The organism is Anaerotruncus colihominis (assembly GCF_010206195.1).
GTDB lineage: Bacteria > Bacillota > Clostridia > Oscillospirales > Ruminococcaceae > Anaerotruncus > Anaerotruncus colihominis_A.
The window spans coordinates 389,940-415,862 of record NZ_VIQT01000010.1 but is presented as its reverse complement, the minus strand read 5'-3'; the positions used below and the strand labels follow the sequence as shown (position 1 = coordinate 415,862).

The 25,923-nt window shown below is 57.3% G+C and carries 20 protein-coding genes and 1 riboswitch; of the genes, 19 read left to right on the top strand and 1 reads right to left on the bottom strand.

What is annotated here, in order from left to right; genetic code table 11:
• Positions 1-165 precede the first annotated feature (165 nt).
• From FMM72_RS09805 to FMM72_RS09790, 4 genes are all read left to right on the top strand, one after another.
• Positions 166-495, top strand: a complete 330-nt coding sequence (locus tag FMM72_RS09805; protein ID WP_162221306.1) for a hypothetical protein — start codon at positions 166-168, stop codon at positions 493-495.
• Positions 496-1,047: 552 nt separating this feature from the next.
• Positions 1,048-2,301 (top strand): serine hydroxymethyltransferase, encoded by a 1,254-nt coding sequence (gene glyA, locus FMM72_RS09800; protein WP_162221305.1) that lies wholly within the window; start codon positions 1,048-1,050, stop codon positions 2,299-2,301.
• Positions 2,302-2,316: 15 nt separating this feature from the next.
• Entirely contained in the window at positions 2,317-3,582 is a 1,266-nt protein-coding gene (locus FMM72_RS09795; protein WP_160210866.1) for a replication-associated recombination protein A, read from the top strand.
• A gap of 261 nt (positions 3,583-3,843) precedes the next feature.
• Entirely contained in the window at positions 3,844-4,890 is a 1,047-nt protein-coding gene (locus FMM72_RS09790; RefSeq protein WP_162221304.1) for an NAD(P)/FAD-dependent oxidoreductase, read from the top strand.
• 99 nt (positions 4,891-4,989) lie between these two features.
• Here the strand turns inward: FMM72_RS09790 and FMM72_RS09785 are convergent, their stop codons facing one another.
• Positions 4,990-5,922: a S1 RNA-binding domain-containing protein gene (locus FMM72_RS09785; protein WP_162221303.1), complete on the bottom strand. Its 933-nt coding sequence runs from the start codon at positions 5,920-5,922 to the stop codon at positions 4,990-4,992.
• A 232-nt stretch (positions 5,923-6,154) separates the two neighbouring features.
• Between FMM72_RS09785 and FMM72_RS09780 the strand changes: the two genes are divergently transcribed.
• The 15 genes from FMM72_RS09780 to FMM72_RS09710 all read left to right on the top strand — a co-directional run bounded on the left by FMM72_RS09780 (position 6,155) and on the right by FMM72_RS09710 (position 25,913).
• Positions 6,155-6,376, top strand: coding sequence for a DUF951 domain-containing protein (locus tag FMM72_RS09780; protein WP_160210869.1), 222 nt, complete (start codon positions 6,155-6,157; stop codon positions 6,374-6,376).
• Positions 6,377-6,475: 99 nt separating this feature from the next.
• Positions 6,476-7,552: a peptide chain release factor 1 gene (gene prfA, locus FMM72_RS09775; protein ID WP_162221302.1), complete on the top strand. Its 1,077-nt coding sequence runs from the start codon at positions 6,476-6,478 to the stop codon at positions 7,550-7,552.
• 40 nt (positions 7,553-7,592) lie between these two features.
• Positions 7,593-8,621, top strand: a complete 1,029-nt coding sequence (locus FMM72_RS09770) for an L-threonylcarbamoyladenylate synthase (protein WP_162221301.1) — start codon at positions 7,593-7,595, stop codon at positions 8,619-8,621.
• A gap of 129 nt (positions 8,622-8,750) precedes the next feature.
• Complete coding sequence (gene coaE / locus FMM72_RS09765; protein ID WP_162221300.1) at positions 8,751-9,449, top strand: dephospho-CoA kinase; 699 nt, start codon at positions 8,751-8,753, stop codon at positions 9,447-9,449.
• Positions 9,450-9,587: 138 nt separating this feature from the next.
• Positions 9,588-10,046: a lytic transglycosylase domain-containing protein gene (locus tag FMM72_RS09760; protein WP_160210873.1), complete on the top strand. Its 459-nt coding sequence runs from the start codon at positions 9,588-9,590 to the stop codon at positions 10,044-10,046.
• Between the two features lie 35 nt (positions 10,047-10,081).
• Positions 10,082-11,488 (top strand): aminopeptidase, encoded by a 1,407-nt coding sequence (locus FMM72_RS09755; RefSeq protein WP_160210874.1) that lies wholly within the window; start codon positions 10,082-10,084, stop codon positions 11,486-11,488.
• Between the two features lie 108 nt (positions 11,489-11,596).
• Complete coding sequence (locus FMM72_RS09750; protein ID WP_162221299.1) at positions 11,597-11,908, top strand: hypothetical protein; 312 nt, start codon at positions 11,597-11,599, stop codon at positions 11,906-11,908.
• Complete coding sequence (locus FMM72_RS09745) at positions 11,905-12,513, top strand: lysine exporter LysO family protein (RefSeq protein WP_160210358.1); 609 nt, start codon at positions 11,905-11,907, stop codon at positions 12,511-12,513. The genes FMM72_RS09750 and FMM72_RS09745 overlap by 4 nt, the downstream gene beginning before the upstream one ends.
• Before the next feature lie 376 nt (positions 12,514-12,889).
• Positions 12,890-16,645, top strand: a complete 3,756-nt coding sequence (rpoB, locus tag FMM72_RS09740; RefSeq protein ID WP_162221298.1) for a DNA-directed RNA polymerase subunit beta — start codon at positions 12,890-12,892, stop codon at positions 16,643-16,645.
• Positions 16,646-16,698: 53 nt separating this feature from the next.
• Positions 16,699-20,286 (top strand): DNA-directed RNA polymerase subunit beta', encoded by a 3,588-nt coding sequence (gene rpoC, locus FMM72_RS09735; RefSeq protein ID WP_243151695.1) that lies wholly within the window; start codon positions 16,699-16,701, stop codon positions 20,284-20,286.
• A gap of 185 nt (positions 20,287-20,471) precedes the next feature.
• Positions 20,472-20,897 carry a 30S ribosomal protein S12 gene (gene rpsL, locus FMM72_RS09730; RefSeq protein WP_006873007.1) on the top strand — a complete coding sequence of 142 codons (426 nt, stop codon included), beginning with the start codon at positions 20,472-20,474 and terminating at the stop codon, positions 20,895-20,897.
• A gap of 126 nt (positions 20,898-21,023) precedes the next feature.
• Positions 21,024-21,494, top strand: coding sequence for a 30S ribosomal protein S7 (gene rpsG, locus FMM72_RS09725; RefSeq protein ID WP_024729918.1), 471 nt, complete (start codon positions 21,024-21,026; stop codon positions 21,492-21,494).
• A gap of 113 nt (positions 21,495-21,607) precedes the next feature.
• A complete protein-coding gene (gene fusA / locus FMM72_RS09720) occupies positions 21,608-23,692 on the top strand; it encodes an elongation factor G (RefSeq protein WP_160210355.1) in 2,085 nt (694 codons plus the stop codon).
• 120 nt (positions 23,693-23,812) lie between these two features.
• Entirely contained in the window at positions 23,813-25,015 is a 1,203-nt protein-coding gene (gene tuf, locus FMM72_RS09715; RefSeq protein ID WP_162221297.1) for an elongation factor Tu, read from the top strand.
• A 118-nt stretch (positions 25,016-25,133) separates the two neighbouring features.
• A riboswitch (FMN riboswitch) is annotated at positions 25,134-25,254 on the top strand.
• Between the two features lie 101 nt (positions 25,255-25,355).
• Complete coding sequence (locus FMM72_RS09710) at positions 25,356-25,913, top strand: ECF transporter S component (RefSeq protein WP_160210353.1); 558 nt, start codon at positions 25,356-25,358, stop codon at positions 25,911-25,913.
• Positions 25,914-25,923: the final 10 nt, after the last annotated feature.

Sequence of the window (25,923 nt, the reverse complement as noted above, 5' to 3'; positions counted from 1 at the left end):
CAAACCAGTTACAAATGTGAAAAAAATTTTAATAAATTTCGCGTTTTCCTCTTGATTTTCTTATTTTCTGTGGTATAGTATAGATAAGGAAAATACAAAATGTAAAATCAATTGTAGAAATTATTATAAAAGTTACAGATTGTAACTTTTAAGGAGGCGACAGCTATGAAAAACAGAAAAAATAAAAATCATACGTTCCGGACAGGCGCAATTGTAGCTGTCGCCGCATTCATCGCTTTATCGTTCCTTGCGGGCGGCATGATCGAGATTTCGCGCGACGTGGGAATACTTCGTTGGCTGCGCGACGTCGCGGTTTACCTGTTCGTCAACAAACTTGTAGAGAAGCTGTTCGCCTCGATTATGCTTGGTATAGGCGTGGCTTTTGTCAGCGGTATGATCGCATACGGCAAAGCCAGCCGCAAATACCGCGGCTCCCGTACAACGCGGGTCCGCTTCGCTGCGGAGGAGTCCCCAGGCGTTGAAAAAACTGCCTGAACCCCTGTTTGAAAAGTGCGGTATCCAGGTGATCCAAATTTTCAAACAAACAGAAAGTTGCTTTTCATTTTTTTCTCCTAATTTATATAAAGGGGCGCGGCATAGTCTTATGCCGCGCCCCTTTATGCATTTTCAGATGTTTTGTTTTTTTTCAGACAGCGACTAAGCCAGGATATACGGCGCAAGACGCCCGAGCAATAAAAGAACGCCGATGGAAAGTGCTGTATAGAGCAGGATCTTCCAGGTGGGCGGCGTTGGTCGATTGAACATGGACAAGGTACCCCCTCCTTTTCTGGGTTGCTGCTGTCAGTTTAGCATATCTGGCACAAAAAAGAAAGGCGCAGCCTCGCCGCGCCTTTTTTTGCGGGCGCTTGTGCGGCGGGTGCAATCTGTGTTATACTGAAAATATGCAAGCGGTTATTCGGAACGGGTGAGTAGACCGCAGCCTTTTTAAGCGCTTCCGTCAGCGCCGCGAATATGGCGGGCGGGGCGCCCGGCGCCGTTTTCGTTTTTGGCGGGGACGGTCATCATGATATTGGAGGGATTTTTACTATGTTTAATGACATGCTTGATACGATTGGATTCGTATCCGAAAGCGACCCGGAAGTCGGGGCGGCGATGCAGCGGGAGCTTGCGCGCCAGCGCAGAAATATCGAGCTGATTGCATCGGAGAACATTGTCAGCCCGGCGGTACTGGCCGCAATGGGTTCTGTGCTCACCAACAAATATGCGGAAGGCTATCCGGGCAAGCGGTATTACGGCGGCTGTGAATTTGTCGATCAGGTTGAGAATATCGCGATTGAACGCGCCAAAAAATTGTTTGGCGCGGCGCATGCCAACGTGCAGCCACATTCCGGCGCACAGGCCAATCTGGCCGTCTATTTTGCGCTGCTTGAGCCGGGCGACACCGTTCTGGGCATGAGCTTGGCCGACGGCGGCCATCTGACGCACGGCTCGCCGGTCAATATGTCCGGCAAGTATTATAAATTCGTTCCCTACGGCGTCGATCCTGTCACGCAGGTGATCGATTATGACAAGGTGCGTTCGATCGCGCTTGAATGCAGGCCGAAGTTGTTGGTCGCCGGTGCGTCCGCATATCCGCGCGTCATTGACTTTGAAAAGCTCTCCGCAATCGCAAAGGAAGTCGGCGCGTATTTCATGGTCGATATGGCGCACATCGCCGGCCTGGTTGCTGCCGGGGAGCATCCGAACCCGGTCCCGTATGCGGACGTTGTGACAACGACCACGCACAAGACGCTGCGTGGCCCGCGCGGCGGCATGATTTTGTGTACAGAGAAATTGGCGCCGAAGATCAACAAGGCTATTTTCCCGGGCACACAGGGCGGTCCGCTTGAGCATATCATCGCAGCGAAGGCTGTCTGCCTGGGCGAGGCGTTGCAGCCGGCATTCAAGGCGTATCAACACCAGATCATCCAAAATTGCCAGGCGCTTGCAAAGGGACTGGCGCAGCGCGGCTTCAAGCTCGTTTCGGGCGGCAGCGACAACCATCTTGTGCTGCTTGATCTGCGCAATTTCAATGTGACCGGCAAGGAACTTGAAAAGAAGCTTGACGAGGTGTACATCACCGTCAACAAGAACGCGATCCCGGACGATCCGCAGAGCCCGTTCGTTACAAGCGGCGTGCGCATCGGTACGCCCGCTGTCACAAGCCGCGGCTTTGTCGAGGAGGATATGGACCGGATAGCGGAATTTATCCGGATGGCGGCAACCGATTTTGAGTCCAAGGCCGACCAGATTCGGGCGGGCGTTGAGGCGCTCTGCGCAAAATATCCTCTGTACGAATAAAATTGAGGTGATCTTATGGCAGCGCCGCTCGCTGACCGTATCCGGCCGCAGACGCTCGACGACGTGGTCGGGCAGGAGCATCTGCTCGGCCGGGATAAGGTGCTACGCCGCATGGTGGAGTCAGGAAATATTCCGAACCTGATTTTTTACGGCCCGTCCGGCGTCGGCAAGACGACCGTCGCGTCAATTATCGCAAAACGCGCCGGAAAGAAGCTCTGCAAGCTCAACGGGACAACCGCCTCCACATCCGATATCCGCGATGTGGTCGGCGAAACAAATACGATCGACGGCATCGGCGGCGTGATTTTATATCTCGACGAGATCCAGTATCTCAATAAAAAGCAGCAGCAGACGCTTTTGGAATTTATTGAAAACGGTTCGATCACGTTGATTGCTTCGACGACGGAAAATCCGTACTTTTATGTATATAACGCAGTGCTGTCGCGCAGCACGGTGTTTGAGTTCAAGCCGGTGCAGCCCCAGGCTGTGCAGCGCGCTGTGCAGCGCGCGTTTGAGGCTGCCGGAGAGGCGGCGTGCCGCCGCTTTGAAATTGAGGACGGCGTATGTGAATACATCGCGTCCGCGTGCGGCGGCGATGTGCGCAAGGCGGTCAATGCTGTCGAGATGCTTGCGCTCGCGGCGGGCGCGAATCAGGCGGTCACGTTGGAGGACGCGCGGCAGGTGGCGCAGAAAAGCGCCATGCGCTATGACCGTGACGGCGACGAACATTATGATATCCTTTCCGCGCTGCAAAAGTCTATTCGCGGATCGGATGAGAATGCGGCTTTGCATTATCTTGCGCGGCTTTTGGAGGCCGGCGACCTGCTTTCCCCGTGCCGCCGCCTGCTCGTGATTGCCAGCGAGGATATTGGATTGGCCTATCCGATGGCTGCGGCAATCGTGAAAGCCTGCGTTGATTCGGCCTTGCAGCTTGGCCTGCCGGAGGCGCGCATCCCACTGGCGCAAGCGGCCGTGCTGCTGGCCACTGCGCCGAAGTCCAATTCGGCCTATATGGGCATCAATGCCGCGCTCGCCGATGTGCGCGCCGGGCTGGCCGGTCCGATTCCGCGCTGCCTGCAAAACAAGCATTACGACGGCGCGGATGTCGCGCGGCCAGGTCAGTTTTACAAGTATCCGCACGATTACCCGGGCCATTTTGTCCGGCAGCAGTACCTGCCGGACGCGCTGGCCGGGCGGACGTACTACACCTTTGGAGACAACAAGACAGAGCAGGCGGCGCGCGCGTACCGCGAAAAGCTGGAACGTGAAACGGATGCCTGACGCGGACTGAAAAACTTCCCGGCCTTTTTGAAAAAAGGCCTCGGCGAAAAACTTCCCGGCCTTTTTGAAAAAAGGCCTCGGCGAAAAACTTAGTTCGGCTGCGCCGCGAATAGTGGGGCGGCGCAGCTAAAAACAGGAGCTCCCCAATAAATGAGATAGGCGATCCCTAAAAGGCGGGCTGTGCCGCAGATAAGCGGGGTGGCCCGCTTTCTGTTTACCCTATAAAGGTCCGGTCAGAGAATGAAAACGGAGGAGCGAAATATGTATGATGTCATTGTCATCGGCGCAGGACCGAGCGGAAGCACAGCGGCTGCAACGCTTGCAAAACGGGGGCTGCGGGTTTTGCTTGTGGAGCGGTTTGCACTGCCGCGCTATAAATCCTGCTCGGGAATATTGATCAAAAAGTCGCTCGATCTGGTGCGGCTTTATTTTGGAGAAGGTGTTCCATCCGATACAACCTGCGCGCCGGCAGAAAATCGGGGTATGGTTTTTACAGGCGACAGCGGCAAAGCGGTGCGGTTTGAACAGGAGGGAATGAATATCTGGCGCGGTGCGTTCGATCATTGGCTCGTCATGAAAGCAGCCCAATGCGGCGCTGAAGTGCGGGACGCCACGTCCGTATGCGCGTGTGTTCCACAGGCCGGCAGTGTTGCTGTCACGCTGCGGGGGAAAAAGGGGATATACACGGAGCTTGTACGCTATGTTATCGATTGCGAAGGTGTTACGGGAGCTGTCAAGCGGAAGCTTTTCGGCGGGCCGTCGCCGTTGATTACGACCTTTCAGACCTTTTATCGGGGAACGATCGATCTTGATCCGCACTATTTTTATGCCTATTTGCAGCCGGAGCTTTCGGAGTACGACGCATGGTTCAATGTCAAGGACGATCTGCTCGTGCTTGGCGTCTCTGCGAAGGACCCCGGCCGGATCGGGGCGTATTATGAACGATTTATCGCCCACATGCAGGAACGGTTTCGCCTGCGGACAGAGGGGGAGCTCCGATCGGAACGGTGGCTGATGCCACAGATCAGGCCCGGATGCGCGATCGATTACAATTTTGGGCGCGTGTTTTTTGCGGGCGAGATTGCCGGCTTTCTCAATCCGATGGGCGAGGGGATTTCAGCGGGGCTTGAAAGCGGCTTCTGCGCCGCCAGCGCCGTTGCGGAGTATTTCGATGATGAAAAATTGGCCGCGGCGAATTACCGGTCGCGTACTGCAAAGCTTCACTCCTATATGGCGCGTCAGTGGAGCCTTGTGGCCGGTATGGCGGCGGCTTTTGGAGAAATGGCGCTGCGTCCGCACGGCGCATGAGCCGTCATGGGCGTATGTCTGAAAAAGAGCGGCGATGCAATCGCGCAGGCCAAGAGCAAAGACAAAAGCACAGGGGTGGCCGGCGCCCCTGTGCTTTTGTTATGTGGGATCGAATACCGTCTCGATTAGCCGGTCGGAACAGGCTGGGGAGTACTGCCAGCGGCTGATGTGCCCTTCCGTGATGAAATAAGGCGTCGGGGCGGCGCGCCATCCGGCGTCGAAGGCGTCGACAATGATCAGCTTTGCTTTCATTTTTTCCGGGATCAGGCTCTTGATGTAGACGCTCGCGTGCTGGCCGGCCGTAACGCCTTCGCGCGGCTCCGCCAACCCGGCGAGATTCGGCGCAAGCTCCACAAATACACCATAGTCCTCAATCGAGCGGACGATACCTGCGACGGTTTCGCCGGGCGAAAACAGAGCCGCGTTTTCGCTCCAGGTTCCAAGCAGCTCCTTGTGTGTGAGTGAGACGCGCCCGTCCGGCTCGACCGCTTTGACGACGGCTTTGATATCCTGCGCCGGCGTGAACCGGTCGCGTGGGTGCGCGATGCGGCTGACAGAAATCGCGTCGATGGGGATCAACGACGGAAGGCCGCAGCCAATATCGACGAAACAGCCAAACGATTCCAGATGCGTAACCTTCGCGTCTATGACGTCGCCCGGCGCAAGCTTTGCTATGTAGGCATCCTGGCATTCCTGTTGGACGGCGCGCCGCGAAAGTTGTGGGATGACGACGCCTTCGCCGCTGTGCTCAAAGCCCATGATGCGGTAGCAGACAGGTTTATTGACACGGGAAATGATGGCGATGTCGCGCGTTGTTCCCTCAGCGATGCCAAGAGCGGCTTCGTCGCGCGGGATGATACCGCGCCAGGCGCCCATATCGACTATCAGATTATGATCGGAATCGCAGACGATCGCACGGCTTTCCAGGATGCGGCCGGAGACTTGCGCCTCCATAAGGGCAGTCATCGATTTGAACGCCTGCCGGTTGGGGACGGTATCAATCAGCATACCCTCCGGTTTATAAGTTGGCATTTTCGCGCCCCTCCTCTTTCAACATACATCATCTATATGAGTGCGCCGCGTCAAATAGAATTGGAGCGGCGCGCGGCGGATGGCGTGCATGCGTAAAATATTCGCCGCGGCGTCCTTGCGTTATGGACCAATATTTTGTATAATAAATTGATATCGAATGGATATCTTGAGGAAGGGCGGTTTGGGAAAACGGACAGAACGCCTTCAATCGAACCAGGTGGGAGGGACGCGGATGGATATTCAGATCGGTGATATTCTTGTAATGAAAAAGCCGCACCCGTGCGGGGAATGCCGGTTTACGGTCGGCCGTGTGGGAATGGATTTTCGCATCCGCTGCAACGGCTGCGGGCGCGAGGTTATGGTCGCGCGCGCAAAGGCGGAGAAAAATATCAGGCGGGTTCTGCGCGGCGGTGAGGAGCTTGACCGCAGCCAGCTTGCAAAGCGCCGCCTGTAGGAACCGGCCTGTCTGAAGCGGCAGGCTGCCGGACAGGCCGTGAAAATATGCGTCCTGCCGGCTGGGGGTTTTCTGTAAGCGGCTTAGGAGGAAATCAATATGTTTGATAAGCTCGATTCTGTCGCGGCGCGCTACGAGGAGATCAGCCGCCGCCTGATGGAACCGGATGTAACCAGCGATCCGGAGCAGTACGCGTCGCTGATGAAGGAGTATAGCCGCCTGACGCCGGTCGTTGAAAAGTACCGCGCTTACCGGGCGGCAAAGGATGCGTGCGACGAAGCGCGGGAGGTGCTCGATGAAAGCGGTGTTGACCGCGAGATGCGCGAGCTGGCACAGGAGCAGCTTGACGAAAACCGGGCTGCCCTCGATCAGACAGCGCAGGATCTGAAAATCCTGCTGCTGCCGCGCGATCCGAATGATGATAAAAACGTTATCGTTGAAATCCGCGGCGGCGCGGGCGGCGAGGAAGCCGCGCTCTTTGCCGGCGTGCTGTACCGGATGTATACGATGTACGCCGAAGGGCTCGGCTGGCAGTGCGAGATAATCAGCGCCAACGAGACGGAGCTTGGCGGCTATAAGGAGATCTGTTTTTCCATCACGGGCGAGGGCGCTTATTCGCGCCTGAAATATGAAAGCGGCGTGCACCGCGTTCAGCGTGTGCCGGAGACGGAGACGCAGGGGCGCATTCACACCTCTACTGTGACGGTTGCGGTGCTGCCGGAGGCCGAGGAGGTCGAGTTCGAGCTTGACCCGAAGGATTTACAGATCGATGTGTTCCGTTCCAGCGGCGCGGGCGGCCAGCACGTCAACAAGACGTCGTCGGCCATCCGTGTGACGCACCTGCCGACCGGCATGGTCGTCGAATGCCAGGATGAGCGCAGCCAGTACAAGAATAAGGACCGCGCGCTCAAGGTGCTGCGCGCCCGTCTGCTGGATATCAAGGTACGCGAACAAAACGACAAGATCGCCACGGAGCGCCGTCTCCAGGTCGGCACGGGCGACCGCAGCGAGCGCATCCGCACTTATAATTATCCGCAGGGCCGTGTGACGGACCATCGGATCGGGTTGACGCTGTATAAGCTTGATTCCGTGCTCAACGGCGATCTTGCGGAGCTGTTTGAGGCGCTGATGACGTTTGATCAGGCCGAAAAGCTCAAATCGGCTGAGGAGGCGTAAAGCTTCCCGCCTGGCCCAAAGTTCTATTGGAGATGGGATTTTGCAGACAAAACAGTTTAAAATAGAGGGGACACAGCGCGACGAGGCCGCGCTGGACGCCGCCGCCGCGCTGCTGCGCGCGGGCAAGCTCGTCGTAATCCCGACGGAAACCGTATACGGGCTGGCGGCCAACGCGCTCGATCCGGCCGCGGCCGCCGCGATTTACACAGCGAAGGGGCGGCCATGCGACAATCCGCTTATTGTACACATCGCGTCGTTTGACGATCTGCCGCCGCTTGTTAAGACCGTTCCCGACGCGTTGTACAGGCTGGCGGACCGGTTTTGGCCAGGTCCCATGACGGTGATCCTGGAAAAATCCAGCCTTGTGCCGTCCGCGACGACGGGTGGCCTTGATACGGTTGCTGTGCGTATGCCAGCGCATCCGGCGGCGCGCGCGCTGATCCGGCGCGCCGGCGTGCCGCTGGCCGCGCCTTCGGCGAATCTGTCCGGCTCGCCAAGCCCGACGTGCGCGCGCCACTGTATCGACGACCTGAACGGCCGCGTCGATGCGATTGTGGACGGCGGGCCGTGCGAGGTGGGGCTGGAGTCGACGGTGCTCACGCTCTGCGAACAGCCGCCGCAGATTTTGCGGCCGGGCGCGGTCACGCTGGAGATGTTGCGGCAGGTTCTCGCGGATATCAAGCTGGGCCCTGGCGTCTTTGAGCGGCTGCCGGACGGCGCGCGCGCCGCGTCGCCCGGGATGAAGTACAAGCATTACGCGCCGAAGGCGCGCGTTGTACTGGTGCATGCGGCGCGCGGGCCGTTCGCGGACTTTTTGGCGTCGCGCAAAGGGCGGTTCGGCGCGCTCTGCCTGACGGGCGATGAACAGGCGCTGTCGTGTCCGTGCATCGTCTACGGCGCGCAGAACGACGCCGATTCACAGGCGCACGGCCTGTTCGACGCGCTGCGGCAGGTCGACCGCGCAGGGCTGCCGCTCGTTTATGCGCGTGTGGACGATGCGGATGGCGTTGGACAGGCGGTTTATAACCGGCTGCTGCGGGCGGCGGGCTTTGAGGAGCTTCGGCTGTAAACGGGCCTTGTCAAAGCCGCGCCTTTGGCAACAATCGCCGTATCATTTTGGCGCATCCCACAGCAAGGCTTGTTTGATGGGAGAATCGTTTGAATATTGATTCCGAGAAAAAAGGAGGTGCAAAAGCCGGTGGACGGCACAAAGACCATGATTATCGGCCTGACGGGCCAGACGGGCGCGGGCAAATCGACGCTCAGCGGTATGTTTGCCGAACGCGGTGTGGCGGTGATCAACGCCGACGTTGTCGCGCGCGATACAATGGAGCATTCCAAAAGCTGCCTGATGGATCTGGTGCTGGCGTTTTCGACGGAGGTCATTCATCCAGACGCAACGCTCAACCGTGAGAAGCTGGCGGAGATTTGTTTTTCTGACCGCAAAAAACTGCGCCGCCTCAATGAAGTGACGTACCCTTACATCATTGAAGCGATTACGCATAAAATAGAGCAGGCGCGCGCGCGCGGTGAGCGGATGCTCCTGCTGGACGCGCCGACGCTGTATGAATCGGGGCTTGATAAACGCTGCGACTGCGTGGTGGCCGTGATCGCTGACGTGGAAATGCGTGCGCAGCGCATCATCGCGCGCGACCATATGACGCAGGAGGCGGCCATGCGCCGTATCAATGCGCAGAACCAGGACGCGTTTTATACCAAACGCGCCGATTATGTGATTGAGAATAACGAGGACGAAGATGCGCTTCGCTTCGAATTTATGGATCTGCTGGAAAAGCTTGAGCAGCATGCAGGGGGTGAACCCCTGGGGTTACGGTTGCCGGCCGATCCTGAGCAGGGCGCGGGCGATTTTGAGGAACTGACCGACGGCGACGAATGATCGGAGGAATCGGCTATCAGAAAACAGAAATGTGCGCTCCGGCTCGCTTTTGAGCTGGCGCTGCTCGCGCTGGTTGCCGTGGGGGCGATCGCCGCGGCACGCTTTGGATTTGCGGCGTATTATCATCGCGCGTATCCGATGAAATATGATGTTTTGATTGACCGTGCGTGCGCTGAAAAGAACTTGGACCCGGCGCTGGTTTATGCTGTTGTGCGCACTGAAAGCGGTTTTGATCCGCGCGCGAAATCACATGTCGGCGCGCAGGGGTTGATGCAGCTCATGCCTGACGCGTTTGACTGGATTCAGATGCGCAAGGGCGGCGGCGAGGCGCCGCAGGGAGAGGCGTGTTTTGACCCGGATACGAACATCGAATACGGCACGACAATGCTGCGTATTCTGTTGGATGAATTCGGTTCGGTTGACAACGCGCTTTGCGCTTACCATGCGGGTTGGGGCAGCGTGAAGCGGTGGCTCTCCGACCCGGCGTATGCGCCGGACGGCGAGACGGTCACGACAATCCCGTTCGACGATACGCGCGCTTATGTGGCGAAGGTTAAAAAGACCATGGAAATTTACCGTAGGCTGTACGATTTGTAGCGGATGGCCGCGGACAGATAGGGAGGATTCGATCGATGGAAAAAGAAAAATCAGCGGGTGAGCTTTTACAGGAAAAGCTGCTGCTCAACAGAAAGAATATCGGCATGACGGCCGATGACGCGTCCGAGCAGGCCGCGCAGGATTTCTGCGAACCATATAAGGCGTTTCTTGACGCGTGTAAAATGGAACGTGAAGCGGTATCCTGGATTGTAAATAAAGCGCGCGCGGCAGGTTATGCGCCCTTTGATCCGAAGGCCAGCTACCGGCCGGGCGACCGCGTTTATTACAACAACCGCGGCAAGGCGCTGATCTTGACGACGTTCGGCACACGGCCTCTGACCGACGGAGTGCGCATCATGGCAAGCCACATTGATTCGCCGCGCCTGGATCTCAAGCCGAACCCGCTGTATGAGGAGGCACAGATCGCCTTTTTCAAGACGCACTATTACGGCGGCATCAAAAAGTACCAGTGGGGCGCTATCCCGTTGGCGCTGCACGGCGTCATCGTCAAGAAGGACGGCGAGACGATCACCTGCGCCATTGGTGAGGACGACGGCGACCCTGTGTTTACTGTGACGGATCTTTTGCCGCACCTGGCCGCGGAACAGATGAAACGGCCGCTCAAGGACGGGCTGAAGGGTGAGGAGCTGAATGTGCTGGTCGGGTGCCGCCCGTTTAAGGACGACAAGGCGAGCGAAAAGGTCAAGCTCAATATCATCCGCCTGCTCAACGAGAAATACGGCATCGTCGAGGCTGATTTCCTGTCGGCCGAGCTGTGCGTCGTGCCGCAGTTTAAAGCGCGCGATATTGGCTTTGACCGCGCGATGGTCGGCGCTTACGGCCACGATGACCGCGTCTGCGCTTACACGTCGCTGATGGCCGCCATGGAGGTCAAGGCCCCCGCTTATACGACGGTCACAGTCTTTGCCGACAAGGAGGAGACAGGCTCCGACGGCAATACGGGGCTCCACTCCAGCTATCTGAAATTCTTTATTAAGAGCCTGGCCGCGCAGCAGGGCCTTTCAGGCCGCGAGGTGCTTTCCAAATCGACCTGTCTGTCGGCCGACGTGAACGCCGCATTTGATCCCACATTCGGCGACACGCTTGAAAAGCGCAACTGCTCGTATATCAACTACGGCGTTGTTGTAACGCAGTACACCGGTTCCGGCGGCAAGTATGGCACAAGCCAGGCGTCCGCCGAGTTTATGGCCGAGGTGCGCCGCGTGCTGGACGGCGCAGGCGTCGTCTGGCAGACCGGCGAGCTGGGCAAGGTCGATTTAGGCGGCGGCGGAACGGTTGCGAAATACGTCGCGGCGCTTGATGTGGACGTTGTCGACGTGGGCGTGCCGGTGCTCTCGATGCATGCGCCGTTTGAGGTTGTCTCCAAGGCGGACGTTTACCAGACGTACCGCGCGTTCAAAGCGTATATCGAAGCGCAGTAAGCTTTGAAAGAGCGCGGCGTTTTGCAAAACGCCGCGCAAAAGCGCAGGCCGCGCCGGCTGTGCCGGCGCGGCCGTTTGTTTGATCTGTTTCAAAAAGGAAGGATTTGCTTGTTTGATTTTCTCGGACCGTTTTCATTGATCGTTTTTTTCCTGATCGGGATTGTGATCGGCGTGACGATTTTCCCGCTCAAGTGGCTGAAAGCAAACAGCCTTTTGCAGACGGCAGGCATTTCGCTGACGCTGTTTTCGATGGGCGCGTCGATGGCCGGCGGTCCAACGTTTCTGGCGGATTTACGTGCGGCGGGCTTGCGGGCGGCTGTGTTTGCAGTGGTAACGATGTCTTGTTCGGTGCTGCTGGTGTACATACTGTCGCGGCTCGTGTTCCCAAAGGATGCGGGAAAGGCAGGCGGTGAAAAATGATTATAGCGGCGCTTGGAAGCCTTGCGCTCGGGCTGCTGTGCGGCTTTTTTATATTTCCGCCTGAAGTGATCGCCGTCATGGACACGGTGATGTCATATGCGCTGGCTGTCCTGATATTTTCGGTCGGTATCGAGGTCGGAACAAACAAGACTGTATTCCGAAAAATCCGGGAATACAATGTGCGCATCCTTGTGATTCCGTTCGGGGTGGCCGCCGCCTCCATTGCGGGCGCGGTCCTGGTCGGGCTACTGTTTGGGATGCCGGTCAATGAGAGCGCGGCCATCGGATCCGGATTCGGTTTTTACAGCATCTCAGCGGTGATTATGCGGGAGCTTGGCGGCGCGCAGCTTGGGACAATCGCATTTTTGACGCATATGCTGCACGAGGTGCTGGCGTTTCTGGTTATTCCCTTGGCGGCGCGCCGTTTCGGGCGATATACAGCGGTTGCGGTGGGAGGAGCGACCGCCATGGACACGACGCTGCCCGCGATTGCGCGCGCCACTGATGAGGAGACCGCTCTGATGGCCGTTATATCCGGCGTGGTACTGACGGGCCTGGCCCCAGTTCTGATGCCGCTGCTGTACCGGATTCTTGAGGGCGTATAATTTTGTATGCACGCCCGGCCAGCGCTGCCGCAATGGCGGCGAAACATGGATAAATATGGAAAAATCCCGCGCCGAAAGCGCGGGATTTTGTTACAATTTGTCCACAGATTTTTCTTGACAGGTTTGACAAAGTGTGGTAAACTAATATACTGTATCAAAATAGATAGGTGCGCAAGAATGCACAATTATAATAACACAGATCGACAAATTTGGCAATAGTGATTTGCAAAATAGATGGGTAAATAGTGGGAAATCCTGTCTATATTGCATAGCATTATGGAATAGATGCCCGCCGCGGACGGTTCAGGCGCGTTTGGATGCGCGCAGGAAAGTAAAATGATTCGCGAAAAACAGACGAATGGAGTGAGCGAAGCCTATGGTGAACGTGAAGCCGGTAACGCAGGGAAAGACAACGCGTATGAGTTTTTCCCACATCGATGAGGTTCTGCAAATGCCCAACCTCATTGAGGTGCAGAAAAATTCTTACCAGTGGTTCCTTGACGAAGGGCTTAAAGAGGTGTTCAAGGATGTATCGCCGATTACCGATTATCAGGACAACCTGGTGCTCGACTTTATCGACTATCACCTTGACGACAAGCCGAAATACACCATTGAGGAATGTAAGGAACGCGATGCGACCTATGCCGCTCCGTTGCGTGTGCGTGCCAGTCTGCTCAACAAGGAGACGGGCGAGGTAAAAGAGCAGGACATTTTCATGGGGGATTTCCCATTGATGACGGACAGCGGCACCTTTATCATCAACGGTGCAGAGCGCGTTATCGTTTCGCAGCTTGTGCGCTCCCCCGGCGTTTATTATGGATCGTCCCACGACAAGAGCGGTAAGGAGATTTACGCCGCGACGGTCATCCCCAACCGCGGCGCATGGCTGGAATACGAGACGGATTCAAACGATGTGTTTTATGTCCGCATTGATAAAAACCGCAAGCTGCCGGTGACAACCTTTGTGCGCGCACTCGGTTTTAGCTCCAGCGAATCGATCATCGATTTCTTTGGCGCCGACGAGCGGATCATGGCCACGCTGGAAAAGGACGGCACGGCCAATACCGAGGAGGCGCTGCTCGAGGTCTACCGCAAGCTGCGCCCCGGCGAGCCGCCGACGGTCGATTCCGCGCAGAGCCACATTGATTCCCTGTTTTTCGATCCGCGCCGTTACGACCTGTCCAAGGTCGGACGCTACAAATACAATAAGAAGCTGGCCATCACGCCGCGTATCCTCGGGCGCACTACGTCGCGTCCCGTCGCCGATCCGCTGACGGGCGAACTGCTCGCCGACGCCGACACCGTTTTGACGCGCGAATTGGCCGAACGGATTGGCAAGGCCGGCGTCGACACGGTTTATATCAGGATTGGGGACGACCGCGAGCTGCGTGTGCTTTCCAACGGCATGGTCGATATCAAGGATTTTGTCGGCTTTGACTGCACCCCGCTCGGCATCAATGAAAAGGTCCGTTTCGCCGTCCTGCGCGAAATTCTCGACGCCTGCGAGGGCGAGGACGCGCTGCGCGAGGCGATTGCGGCCCGTCGTGACGAACTGATCCCCAAGCATATCATCAAGGACGACATCTTTTCATCAATCAATTACCTGTGCGGCCTTGGCCATAGCGTCGGTACCGTCGACGACATCGACCATTTGGGCAACCGCCGTATTCGGTCCGTCGGCGAGCTGCTCCAAAATCAGTTCCGCATCGGTTTTTCGCGCATGGAGCGCGTGATCCGCGAGCGTATGGCGACGCAGGCGCAGGATATGGACGTTGTGACGCCGCAGGCGCTCATCAATATCCGTCCGGTCGTCGCTTCGATCAAGGAGTTTTTTGGTTCCTCTCCGCTGTCGCAGTTCATGGACCAGACAAACCCGCTGGCCGAGCTGACGCATAAGCGCCGCCTTTCGGCGCTCGGACCGGGCGGCCTTTCGCGCGACCGCGCGGGCTTCGAGGTCCGCGACGTGCATTACAGCCACTACGGCCGTATGTGCCCGATTGAGACGCCGGAAGGTCCGAACATCGGCCTGATCTCATATCTGGCGACGTTTGCGAAGATCAATGAATACGGTTTTGTCGAGGCTCCGTACCGCCGCGTCGACAAGATGACGGGCGTCGTCCTTGACGAAGTTGAGTATATGACGGCCGATATTGAGGATATGTATATCGTGGCGCAGGCCAACGAGCCGCTGACCGAGGACGGCAAATTCGCCAATGAAAAGGTCAGCGTTCGCTACCGCGACGCGGTCATGGTCTGTGAGCGCGAAAAGGTCGACTATATGGACGTTTCGCCGAAGATGGTGGTATCCGTCGCGACGGCGATGATCCCGTTTTTGGAGAACGACGACGCCAACCGCGCTTTGATGGGTGCGAACATGCAGCGCCAGGCGGTGCCGCTGCTTGTGCCGGAAGCGCCGATTGTGGCGACCGGCATGGAGTATAAATCCGCGGTCGACTCCGGCGTAGCGGTTGTATCGAAGCATGTGGGCGTCGTGGAGTCGGTCTCGGCCAACGAGATTGTGATCCGCGACAGCCGCGGCGAAAGCCACCCGTACCACCTGATCAAGTTTATGCGTTCCAATCAGGGAACCTGCATCAACCAGCGCCCGATTGTCAAAAAGGGCGAGGAAATTTCTATCGGGCAGGTGATTGCTGACGGCCCGTCGACGGCGGGCGGCGAGATCAGCCTTGGGCGTAATATGCTCGTCGGCTTCATGACCTGGGAGGGCTACAATTACGAGGACGCCGTCCTGATCAACGAGCGCCTTGTGAAAGATGATATTTACACCTCGATCCATATTGAGGAATACGAAATTGAATCGCGCGACACAAAGCTTGGACCGGAGGAAATCACACGCGACATCCCCAATGTCGGCGACGACGCGCTGCGCGAGCTTGACGAGCGCGGCATCATCCGCGTCGGCGCGGAGGTGCGCGCCGGAGACATCCTCGTGGGAAAGGTCACGCCAAAGGGCGAGACGGAGCTGAACGCCGAGGAGCGCCTGCTGCGCGCCATCTTCGGCGAGAAGGCGCGCGAGGTGCGCGATACCTCGCTGCGCGTGCCGCACGGCGAATATGGAATCATTGTCGACGTAAAGGTCTTTACGCGTGAAAACTGCGACGAGCTTTCGCCGGGCGTCAATATGGTCGTGCGTTGCTACATTGCACAGAAGCGCAAGATCAGCGTCGGCGACAAGATGGCCGGACGCCATGGCAACAAGGGCGTTGTCTCGCGCGTGCTGCCGCAGGAGGATATGCCGTATTTGCCCGACGGGCGGCCGCTCGATATCGTGCTCAACCCCTTGGGCGTTCCGTCGCGTATGAACATCGGACAGGTGCTTGAGGTCCACCTCGGGCGCGCAGCGGCGGAGCTTGGCTGGAAGGTCATGACGCCGGTCTTTGACGGCGCGGATGAGACGGACATCGCCGACTGCCTGGAGCAGGCGGGGCTCTCGCGCGACGGCAAGACCTGGCTGCACGACGGCCGTACCGGCGAGCTGTTTGACAATCCGGTTACAGTTGGTTATATGTATTATCTCAAGCTGCACCACCTGGTCGACGATAAGATCCATGCGCGTTCCACAGGCCCGTATTCGCTTGTTACGCAGCAGCCGCTCGGCGGTAAGGCGCAGTTCGGCGGCCAGCGTTTCGGCGAGATGGAGGTTTGGGCGCTCGAAGCGTATGGCGCGGCCTACACGCTTCAGGAGATTCTGACGGTCAAGTCGGACGACGTTGTCGGACGCGTCAAGACGTTCGAATCGATCGTCAAGGGCAAGAATGTGCCGCAGCCGGGTATTCCTGAATCGTTCAAGGTTCTGATCAAGGAGCTTCAGTCGCTTGGGCTTGACATGCGCGTGCTTGACAAGGACAACAATGAGATCGATCTCAAGCAGACCTTTGACGATGACGATAACATGGGGCTGACCCCGGTTGACGATTCGCTGATGGACGGCGTCGAGGTTGCGTCCGAATTCGAGGACGGATTTGATATCGAACATCCCGATCCGGACGCCGACGCCGACGCAGATATCGATCTGCTCGACGTTGACCTGACGGATAATGACATCGAGGAAAGCTTCGACCCGATTGAGGAGCTGGGCCTGGGCGGAATCGCGAATGACGACAGCTTCTGAGACAAGCAGAACGACCGATATTGCCGCCTGCAAAAGAAGAGAGGGGTTCGCTTTTGGAATTTAATGTTTTTGAATCGATAAAAATCGGACTGGCGTCGCCGGAACTCGTCCGCGAATGGTCGTGGGGCGAGGTCAAGAAGCCGGAAACCATCAACTACCGCACCCTCAAGCCCGAGCGCGAAGGGCTGTTCTGCGAAAAGATCTTTGGACCAACAAAGGACTGGGAATGCTATTGCGGCCGTTACAAGCGCATCCGCTACAAGGGCAAGGTCTGCGAACGCTGCGGCGTCGAGGTCACGCGCTCCAAGGTGCGCCGCGAGCGCATGGGCCACATCGAGCTGGCCGCGCCGGTTTCGCATATCTGGTATTTTAAGGGGACGAGCAGCCGTATGGGGTTGCTGCTCAATATGTCGCCGCGCCTGCTGGAGAAGGTGCTCTATTTTGCGTCGTATATTGTCATCGATCCAGGCGTTACGAATCTAAAAAAATACACGCTGCTTTCCGAAAAGGAATACCGCGACCTCAAGGAGGCGTATGAGGATGATTTCCGCGCCGGTATGGGCGCGGAGGCCGTCAAGGAGCTGCTGGCCGAGCTTGATCTCGACAAGCTTTCGGAGGAGCTGAAAACGGACCTCGAAACAGCCGCCGGTCAGAAGCGCGTCAAGCTGCTCAAGCGCCTTGAGGTGGTCGAGGCGTTCCGCCAGAGCCACAACCGGCCCGAGTGGATGATTTTGGATGTTGTGCCGGTCATTCCGCCGGATATCCGCCCGATGGTCCAGCTTGACGGCGGGCGCTTTGCAACGAGCGACCTCAACGATCTGTACCGCCGCGTCATCAACCGCAACAACCGTCTGAAAAAGCTTTTGGAGCTGGGTGCGCCTGACATCATCGTGCGTAACGAAAAGCGCATGCTCCAGGAGGCGGTCGACGCGCTGATCGACAACGGCCGCCGCGGCCGTCCGGTCACGGGGCCGAGCAATCGCCCGCTCAAGTCGCTGTCCGACATGCTCAAGGGCAAGCAGGGACGCTTCCGTCAAAACCTGCTCGGTAAGCGCGTCGACTACTCGGGCCGTTCCGTTATTGTCGTCGGCCCGGAGCTGAAGATGTATCAGTGCGGCCTGCCCAAGGAGATGGCGCTCGAGCTGTTTAAGCCGTTCGTCATGAAGCGCTTGGTTGACCTCAAGGTTGCCACCAACATCAAAAATGCGCGAAAAATGGTTGAGCGCGCGAGCGTCAAGGACGTATGGGACGCGCTCGAGGTCGTCATCAAGGACCATCCCGTGTTGCTCAACCGCGCGCCGACGCTGCACAGGCTCGGCATTCAGGCGTTTGAGCCGGTCCTCGTTGAGGGCCGCGCGCTCAAGCTTCATCCGCTCGTCTGCACCGCATACAATGCCGACTTTGACGGCGATCAGATGGCTGTGCACGTTCCGCTTTCCGCGGAGGCGCAGTCCGAAGCGCGCTTTTTGATGCTCGCCGCGAACAACCTGCTCAAGCCGTCCGACGGAAAGCCTGTCGCTGTCCCAACACAGGACATGGTCCTCGGCTCGTATTATCTGACGATGCTGCGCGAGGAGGAGCCGGGCGCCGGCAAGGTGTTCCGCGACTTCAGCGAGGCCACTATGGCGTATCAGGCGGGCGCGGTCGGGCTCCATGCGCCGATCAAGGTGCGCGTCACACGCCAGGTCGGCGACGAGCGCGTCTCGCATATCATCGACACAACGGTCGGACGCATCATCTTCAACGATCCCATCCCGCAGGATTTGGGCTATGTGGACCGCAACGATCCGGAGCATGTGTTCGATCTTGAAATCGGGTTCCTGGTGCGTAAAAAGGAGCTTGGAAAGATCATCGACCGCTGCATCCGCACGTACGGGACCGCCAAAACGGCTGAGGTGCTCGACCGCATCAAGGCGCAGGGCTTTAAATATTCTACGCGCGGCGCGGTCACCGTCGCCGTTTACGATGCAGTCATCCCGCCTGAGAAAGCGGAGTTTATCGCGGCGGCCGATAAGCAGGTCGACGCGATCAAGCGCCAGTATGACCGCGGCTTTATCTCCGAGGATGTGCGGTACGAGCGTGTCGTCTCAACATGGAACGACTGTACGGCCAAGGTCAAGGACGCGCTGCAAAAGACGCTTGACGAGCGCAATCCGATCTATATGATGGCCGATTCCGGCGCCCGCGGTTCGATGGACCAGATCCGTCAGCTTGCCGGTATGCGCGGCCTGATTGCAAACACATCCGGTCGCGCGATTGAAATCCCGATCAAGGCGAACTATCGCGAGGGCCTGAATATCCTGGAATATTTCAATTCCTCGCGAGGCGCGCGCAAGGGTCTGGCCGACACAGCGCTGCGCACAGCGGACTCCGGCTATCTGACCCGCCGCCTGGTCGATGTCTCGCAGGACGTGATTGTACGCGAGCATGACTGCGGCACGCATGAGGGTATCGTCGTCTGCGACATCGTCGACAGCGGCCGTGTTATTGAAGATTTTGTCGAGCGCATGGTCGGCCGTTATGCGGCCGACGACGTGATCGATCCAAATACGGGCGAGCTGATCGTCGGCCGCGATCAAATGATGACCGAGGCTGACGCGCAGCGCATCAAGGCGGCGGGCTTCACAGAGCTGAAGATCCGCACGCCGCTCAACTGTGAATCGAAAATCGGCGTCTGCGCCAAATGTTACGGCGCGAACCTCGCCAACGGGCAGCCTGTGGGCGTCGGTGAAGCAGTCGGCATCATTGCGGCGCAGTCGATCGGCGAGCCGGGCACGCAGCTGACAATGCGCACATTCCACACAGGCGGTATCGCGTCCGCCGCTGATATCACGCAGGGCCTTCCGCGTGTTGAGGAGCTGTTTGAGGCGCGCAAGCCGAAAAACAGCGCGGTCATTTCGCATCTCGACGGAATCGTTTCATTTGAAAAGGATCAGAAGGGCGGCGACTTTGTCGTCGTCACGGCCGACGACGGCGAGCGGTTCGAACGCCAGGTCGTTTACGGATCGACGCTGCGCGTCTCCGAAGGCGACGTTGTGCGCAAGGGCGACATGATTACCGAAGGCGCGGTCGAGCCGAATGAGATCCTCATGGTTTCCGGCCATCTGGCCGTTCAGGACTACCTGATCAAAGAAGTGCAGAGAACGTACCGGACACAGGGCGTTGACATCAATGATAAACACATCGAGGTCATTGTCCGTCAGATGATGCGCAAGGTCAAGATTGACGACGGCGGAGACACCGGGTTGATCACCGGCGCGAATGTCGATAAGAGCGAGCTTCTGCGCGTCAATGCGGAGATTGAACGTAAAAATGCCGAGGACGGCGGCGCGCGCCGTCCCGCCACAGGGCTGCCGGTTCTGCTTGGTATCACAAAGGCGTCGCTCGCGACGGAGAGCTTCATGTCGGCCGCTTCCTTCCAGGAGACGACGCGCGTGCTGACCGAGGCCGCGATCAAGGGCAAGGTCGACAAGCTCCAGGGGCTAAAGGAAAACGTCATCATCGGTAAGCTTGTCCCGGCTGGTACAGGCACGGTTTCCTACGATGCGCTCGAACTTGTGAACGCAGGCGGCCTGTCCGATCACGGCGGCTATGAGTTTATCAGCAGCATCAGCGGCGCCGACGATATGCAGCCGGCCTAATGAGACGGTTTTGTTGTGCAAACGTACGAAATATGTAAAATCTGACTGTATGTATTGACAAAGAGTGGTCGAAAGAGCTATAATCAAATACTGTGGGATTGGCCCACAGACAGGGTTTCACCGGGGCAAAGCAGCCGCTTTGCCCCGTGAAATAAAGTTCACATTTTTTTGTAAGGAGGTGCAATATGCCAACCTTTAATCAGCTCGTTCGTAAGGGCAGGGAAGTGACTGCCAAGAAATCCACGGCTCCCGCGCTGCTGAAAGGATGGAACGCCAAAAAGAGGGTTGCCATCGATCAGACTTCGCCGCAGAAAAGGGGCGTGTGCACGGCGATCCGTACGTCCACGCCGAAAAAGCCGAACTCCGCGCTTCGTAAGGTGGCCAGGGTCAGGCTGTCGAATGGTTTCGAGGTCACATCCTATATTCCGGGCATCGGCCACAATCTTCAGGAACACAGCGTTGTCCTGATCCGCGGCGGCCGTGTCAAGGACCTGCCTGGCGTGCGTTATCACATCATCCGCGGCACACTTGACGCGCAGGGCGTCGCCAAGAGGATGCAGGCCCGCTCCAAATACGGTGCGAAGCGTCCGAAGGCTGGTGCCAAGAAGTAATAAAACTGCTGATTATTCTGCCAGTGATTGGCTACCATATAGATGGGCCGATGATTGGCGCGAACGGGAGTTTTGTCACTTTCGAGTACCAATGATTTCATTATAATTGTGAAGGAGGGAAGCGAAGTGCCAAGAAGAGGTCAAATTGCAAAACGCGACGTTTTGCCGGACCCGCTGTACAATTCGAAGCTCGTCACCCGGCTGATCAACAACATCATGTATGACGGCAAAAAGGGCGTCGCGCAGAAAATCGTATACGGCGCATTCGATATCGTCAAGGAAAAGACGGGTAAGGACCCGCTTGAAGCGTTCCAGCAGTCCATGGAGAACATCATGCCTGTCCTCGAGGTCAAGGCCCGCCGCGTCGGCGGCGCGACCTATCAGGTCCCGATGGAGGTACGCCCGGAGCGGCGGCAGACGCTTGGTCTGCGCTGGCTGACAACATACGCGCGCAACCGCGGTGAAAAGACCATGAGAGAGCGCCTTGCCGGCGAGATCATGGATTCTCTCAACCAGACCGGCGGCGCCGTCAAAAAGCGCGAAGATACCCACAAGATGGCGGAAGCCAACAGGGCGTTTGCGCATTACAGGTGGTAATTTTCCGCCTGCGCGCCGCCTGACGGCGGCGTAACCTATGGACCTTGATTTTTACCGGCGGCGTCAGCGGCTGCTGAACCGGCGTCGGAGCGCAAGAAATAAGGGAGGACACTATGCCTAGAGATGTATCTCTGGAAATGACACGCAATATCGGCATAATGGCCCACATTGACGCCGGCAAGACGACGACCACCGAGCGTATCCTGTATTATACGGGAATCAACCACAAGATCGGTGAGACACATGAAGGCACGGCGACAATGGACTGGATGGCGCAGGAGCAGGAGCGCGGCATTACGATCACGTCCGCTGCCACCACAGCCTACTGGAAGGGCCACCGAATCAACATCATCGACACACCCGGACACGTTGACTTCACAGTTGAGGTTGAGCGTTCGCTGAAGGTGCTCGATGGCTCGGTTACGGTTTTCTGCGCCAAGGGCGGCGTCGAACCGCAGTCCGAAACTGTTTGGCGCCAGGCCAACAAATATAATGTCCCGCGCATGGGATACGTCAATAAGATGGATATCATGGGCGCGGATTTCTACCACGTTATTGATATGATGCGCAAGCGTCTGAAATGTAACGCGGTTCCGATTCAGCTGCCAATCGGCGCTGAAACATTCTTCAAGGGTATCATCGACCTCATCGAGATGAAAGCCGACGTCTATTATGACGACCTCGGAAAGGACATGCGCGTTGAGGAAATCCCGGAGGATATGCTCGAAAAGGCGCAGCAGTACCGCGAGGAGCTGCTGGAGAGCCTGGCCGATCAGGATGAGGCCCTGATGGAGAAGTATCTCGCGGGCGAGGAAATCTCTACCGATGAGATCAAGGCGGCTATCCGCAAGGCCACGATTGCCAACACGATCGTTCCGGTCTGCTGCGGTACGTCCTACAAGAATAAAGGTGTGCAGAAGCTGCTCGACGCGATCGTTGATTTCATGCCTGCGCCGACTGATGTTCCGAACATCAAGGGAACCAATCCTGAGACAGAGGAAGAGGAGGAGCGCAAGCCGGGCGATAAGGAGCCGTTCGCGGCCCTGGCGTTCAAAATCGCGACTGACCCGTATGTGGGCAAGCTCTGTTTCTTCCGCGTCTATTCCGGTATGGTCGATGCGGGAACATCCGTTTACAATTCCAGCAAGCAGAATTCCGAGCGTATGGGCCGCATCCTCCAGATGCACGCCAACCATCGTAAGGATCTTGAAACATGCTATTGCGGCGATATCGCGGCGGCTGTCGGCCTTAAAAACACGACGACGGGCGATACGCTCTGTGATCCCAAACATCCGATTATCCTTGAGTCCATGGAATTCCCCGAGCCGGTTATCGATTTGGCGATTGAGCCCAAGACGAAAGCCGGCCAGGAGAAGATGGCGATCGGCCTGAGCAAGCTGGCCGAGGAGGATCCGACCTTCCGCACCTATACCGACGCGGAAACGGGCCAGACGATCATTGCCGGTATGGGAGAGCTTCATCTGGAGATCATTGTCGACCGCCTGCTGCGCGAGTTTAAGGTGGAGGCAAATGTTGGTAAGCCGCAGGTCGCCTATAAAGAGACGATCCGCAAGATGGCTGATGTCGATCACAAGTATGCCCGTCAGTCCGGCGGTAAAGGCCAGTACGGTCATGTCAAGATCAAGATTGAGCCGAACGAGAGCGGCAAGGGCTATGAGTTTGTCAACGCAATCGTCGGCGGCGCAATTCCCAAGGAGTATATCGGTCCGATCGACCAAGGTATTCAGGGCGCGATGCAGGCCGGTGTTCTGGCCGGTTATCCGGTTGTCGATGTCAAGGTTACTTTGTACGATGGCTCCTATCACGAGGTCGACTCGTCTGAAATGGCGTTTAAGATCGCCGCGTCCATGGCGTTCAAGATGGCGATGGCAAAGGCCGATCCGGTTATTCTCGAACCGATCATGCGCGTTACGGTCAATACGCCCGAGGATTACATGGGCGACGTCATCGGCGACCTGAACAGCCGCCGCGGCCAGATCCAGGGCATGGAAGCTGTTTTCGGCGCTCAGGAGATCAAGGCGTTCGTACCGCTTTCCGAGATGTTTGGCTACTCCAACGACCTGCGTTCTAAGACGCAGGGCCGCGGCAGCTATGTCATGGAGCCGAGCCACTATATCGAGGTGCCCAAGTCGATTGCTGAGGGAATTATGAGCACACGCGGCAAAAAAGCCGAATAATGCTTGCTTTTTTTCCTGTGAATTGGTAGAATACAAATCATAGACAAGGCGTGTCGTTTCAGCGCCAGCAAGCTATTTTCCTGAAACAAAGAGTTTTTATTAAAGGGAGGAACATTTTCGATGGCAAAGGCACATTTTGAAAGAACCAAGCCCCACGTAAACATTGGTACGATCGGACACGTCGACCACGGCAAGACCACGCTGACCGCTGCGATCACCAAGTATCTGTCTCTGAAGGGCCAGGCCCAGTTCGAGGCTTATGACATGATCGATAAGGCTCCGGAGGAGCGCGAGCGCGGCATCACGATCAACACCGCGCACGTTGAGTATGAGACTGACAAGCGCCACTATGCGCACGTTGACTGCCCCGGACATGCCGACTATATCAAGAACATGATCACCGGCGCTGCTCAGATGGACGGCGCGATCCTGGTTATCGCCGGTACCGACGGCCCGATGGCGCAGACCAAGGAGCACATCCTGTTGGCCCGTCAGGTTGGCGTTCCTGCGATCGTTGTTTTCATGAACAAGGTCGATCAGATGGACGGCGACGAGGAGATGATCGAGCTTGTCGAGATGGAAATCCGCGAGACGCTCTCCAAGTATGAATTCCCGGGCGATGATATTCCGATCATCAAGGGTTCCGCACTCAAGGCGCTCGAGGCCCCCAACAATCCGGACGATCCGGCTTACGATTGCATTAAAGAGCTGATGGATGCTGTCGACAACTATATCCCGACTCCGGAGCGCAAATCCGACCTGCCGTTCCTGATGCCGGTTGAGGACGTCTTCACGATCACCGGACGCGGTACTGTTGCGACCGGCCGTGTCGAGCGTGGCCAGCTGCGCACCAGCGACGAGGTTGAGATCATCGGTCTGACCGAGGAGCGTAAAAAGACAGTTGTTACCGGTATCGAGATGTTCCGCAAGATCCTCGATTACGCTGAGGCGGGCGACAATATCGGCGCTCTGCTCCGTGGTATTCAGCGCACCGAGATCGAGCGCGGTCAGGTTTTGTGCAAGCCCGGCTCCATTCATCCGCACACCAAGTTCCGTGGCCAGGTTTATATCCTGAAGAAGGAAGAAGGCGGCCGTCACACCCCGTTCTTCAACAATTATCGTCCGCAGTTCTATTTCCGCACGACCGATGTCACAGGCGTCATCACGCTGCCGGAAGGCACCGAGATGTGCATGCCGGGCGACAACGTCGAGATGGACGTTGAACTGATCACAGAGATCGCGATCGAGGAAGGTCTGCGTTTCGCGATTCGTGAAGGCGGCCGCACTGTTGGTTCGGGCGTTGTCACCAAGATCAACGAATAAGTTTTTTAATAAAATGCGCCCCATGTGCATGGGGCGCATTTTTTGTGCGTTCATCATTGATTTTTTATCAAACACACTTGACAATGATAGGGATCGTGCTATAATAAATGACGAAAATAGTCTGTTTCAGGGCGAGGTGCAAGTCCTCACTGGCGGTAAAGTCCGCGACCCGGCGTAAGCCGGCTGAATGGGTGCAATTCCCATACCAACGGTAATAGTCCGGATGAAAGAAACGGCATGTATCCGCGGATTTCCGTCGATATGCCCACGCCCTTGCGCTGCGCGCAGGGGTGTTTTCATTTTCCCCGACAGACTCCAACATAATCTTGGAGGGTCACATATGAAAGTAACCGAAACGACACGTAAACTCACCACGATGGCTATGCTTACCGCGATCTCGATTGTGCTGGTAGCGTTTGTCCATTTCCCGTTGTTGCCGGCGGCGCCATGGATGGAATATGATCCCGCCGATATCCCGATTTTCATCGGAACGTTCCTGTTTGGTCCGGCAGCGGGGCTTGGTTTGACTGCGGTTGTAGCGATTATTCAGGGGACGACCGTCAGCGCAGGTTCAGGGTGGATCGGTATTGTGATGCATTTTTTGGCGACCGGCACCTTTGCGCTGTTGGCAGGAACGATCTATCGCCGCCGTCACACACGCGGCGGTGCGGCCGTGGCTTTGATTATGGGCGTGCTTGCGATGACGGCTGTCATGGTCGGCTGTAACTTGATTTTCACGCCGATCTTTATGGGGACCCCTATTGACGCTGTGATCCCGATGCTGCTTCCGGTAATTGTACCCTTCAATCTTGTCAAGGCAGGCATCAACGCCGTTATCACCTACTTGGTTTATAAACCTGTGGCGCGCCTTGTCCGGATTGAGATTCAGACGGTGTGACGCTTGACAA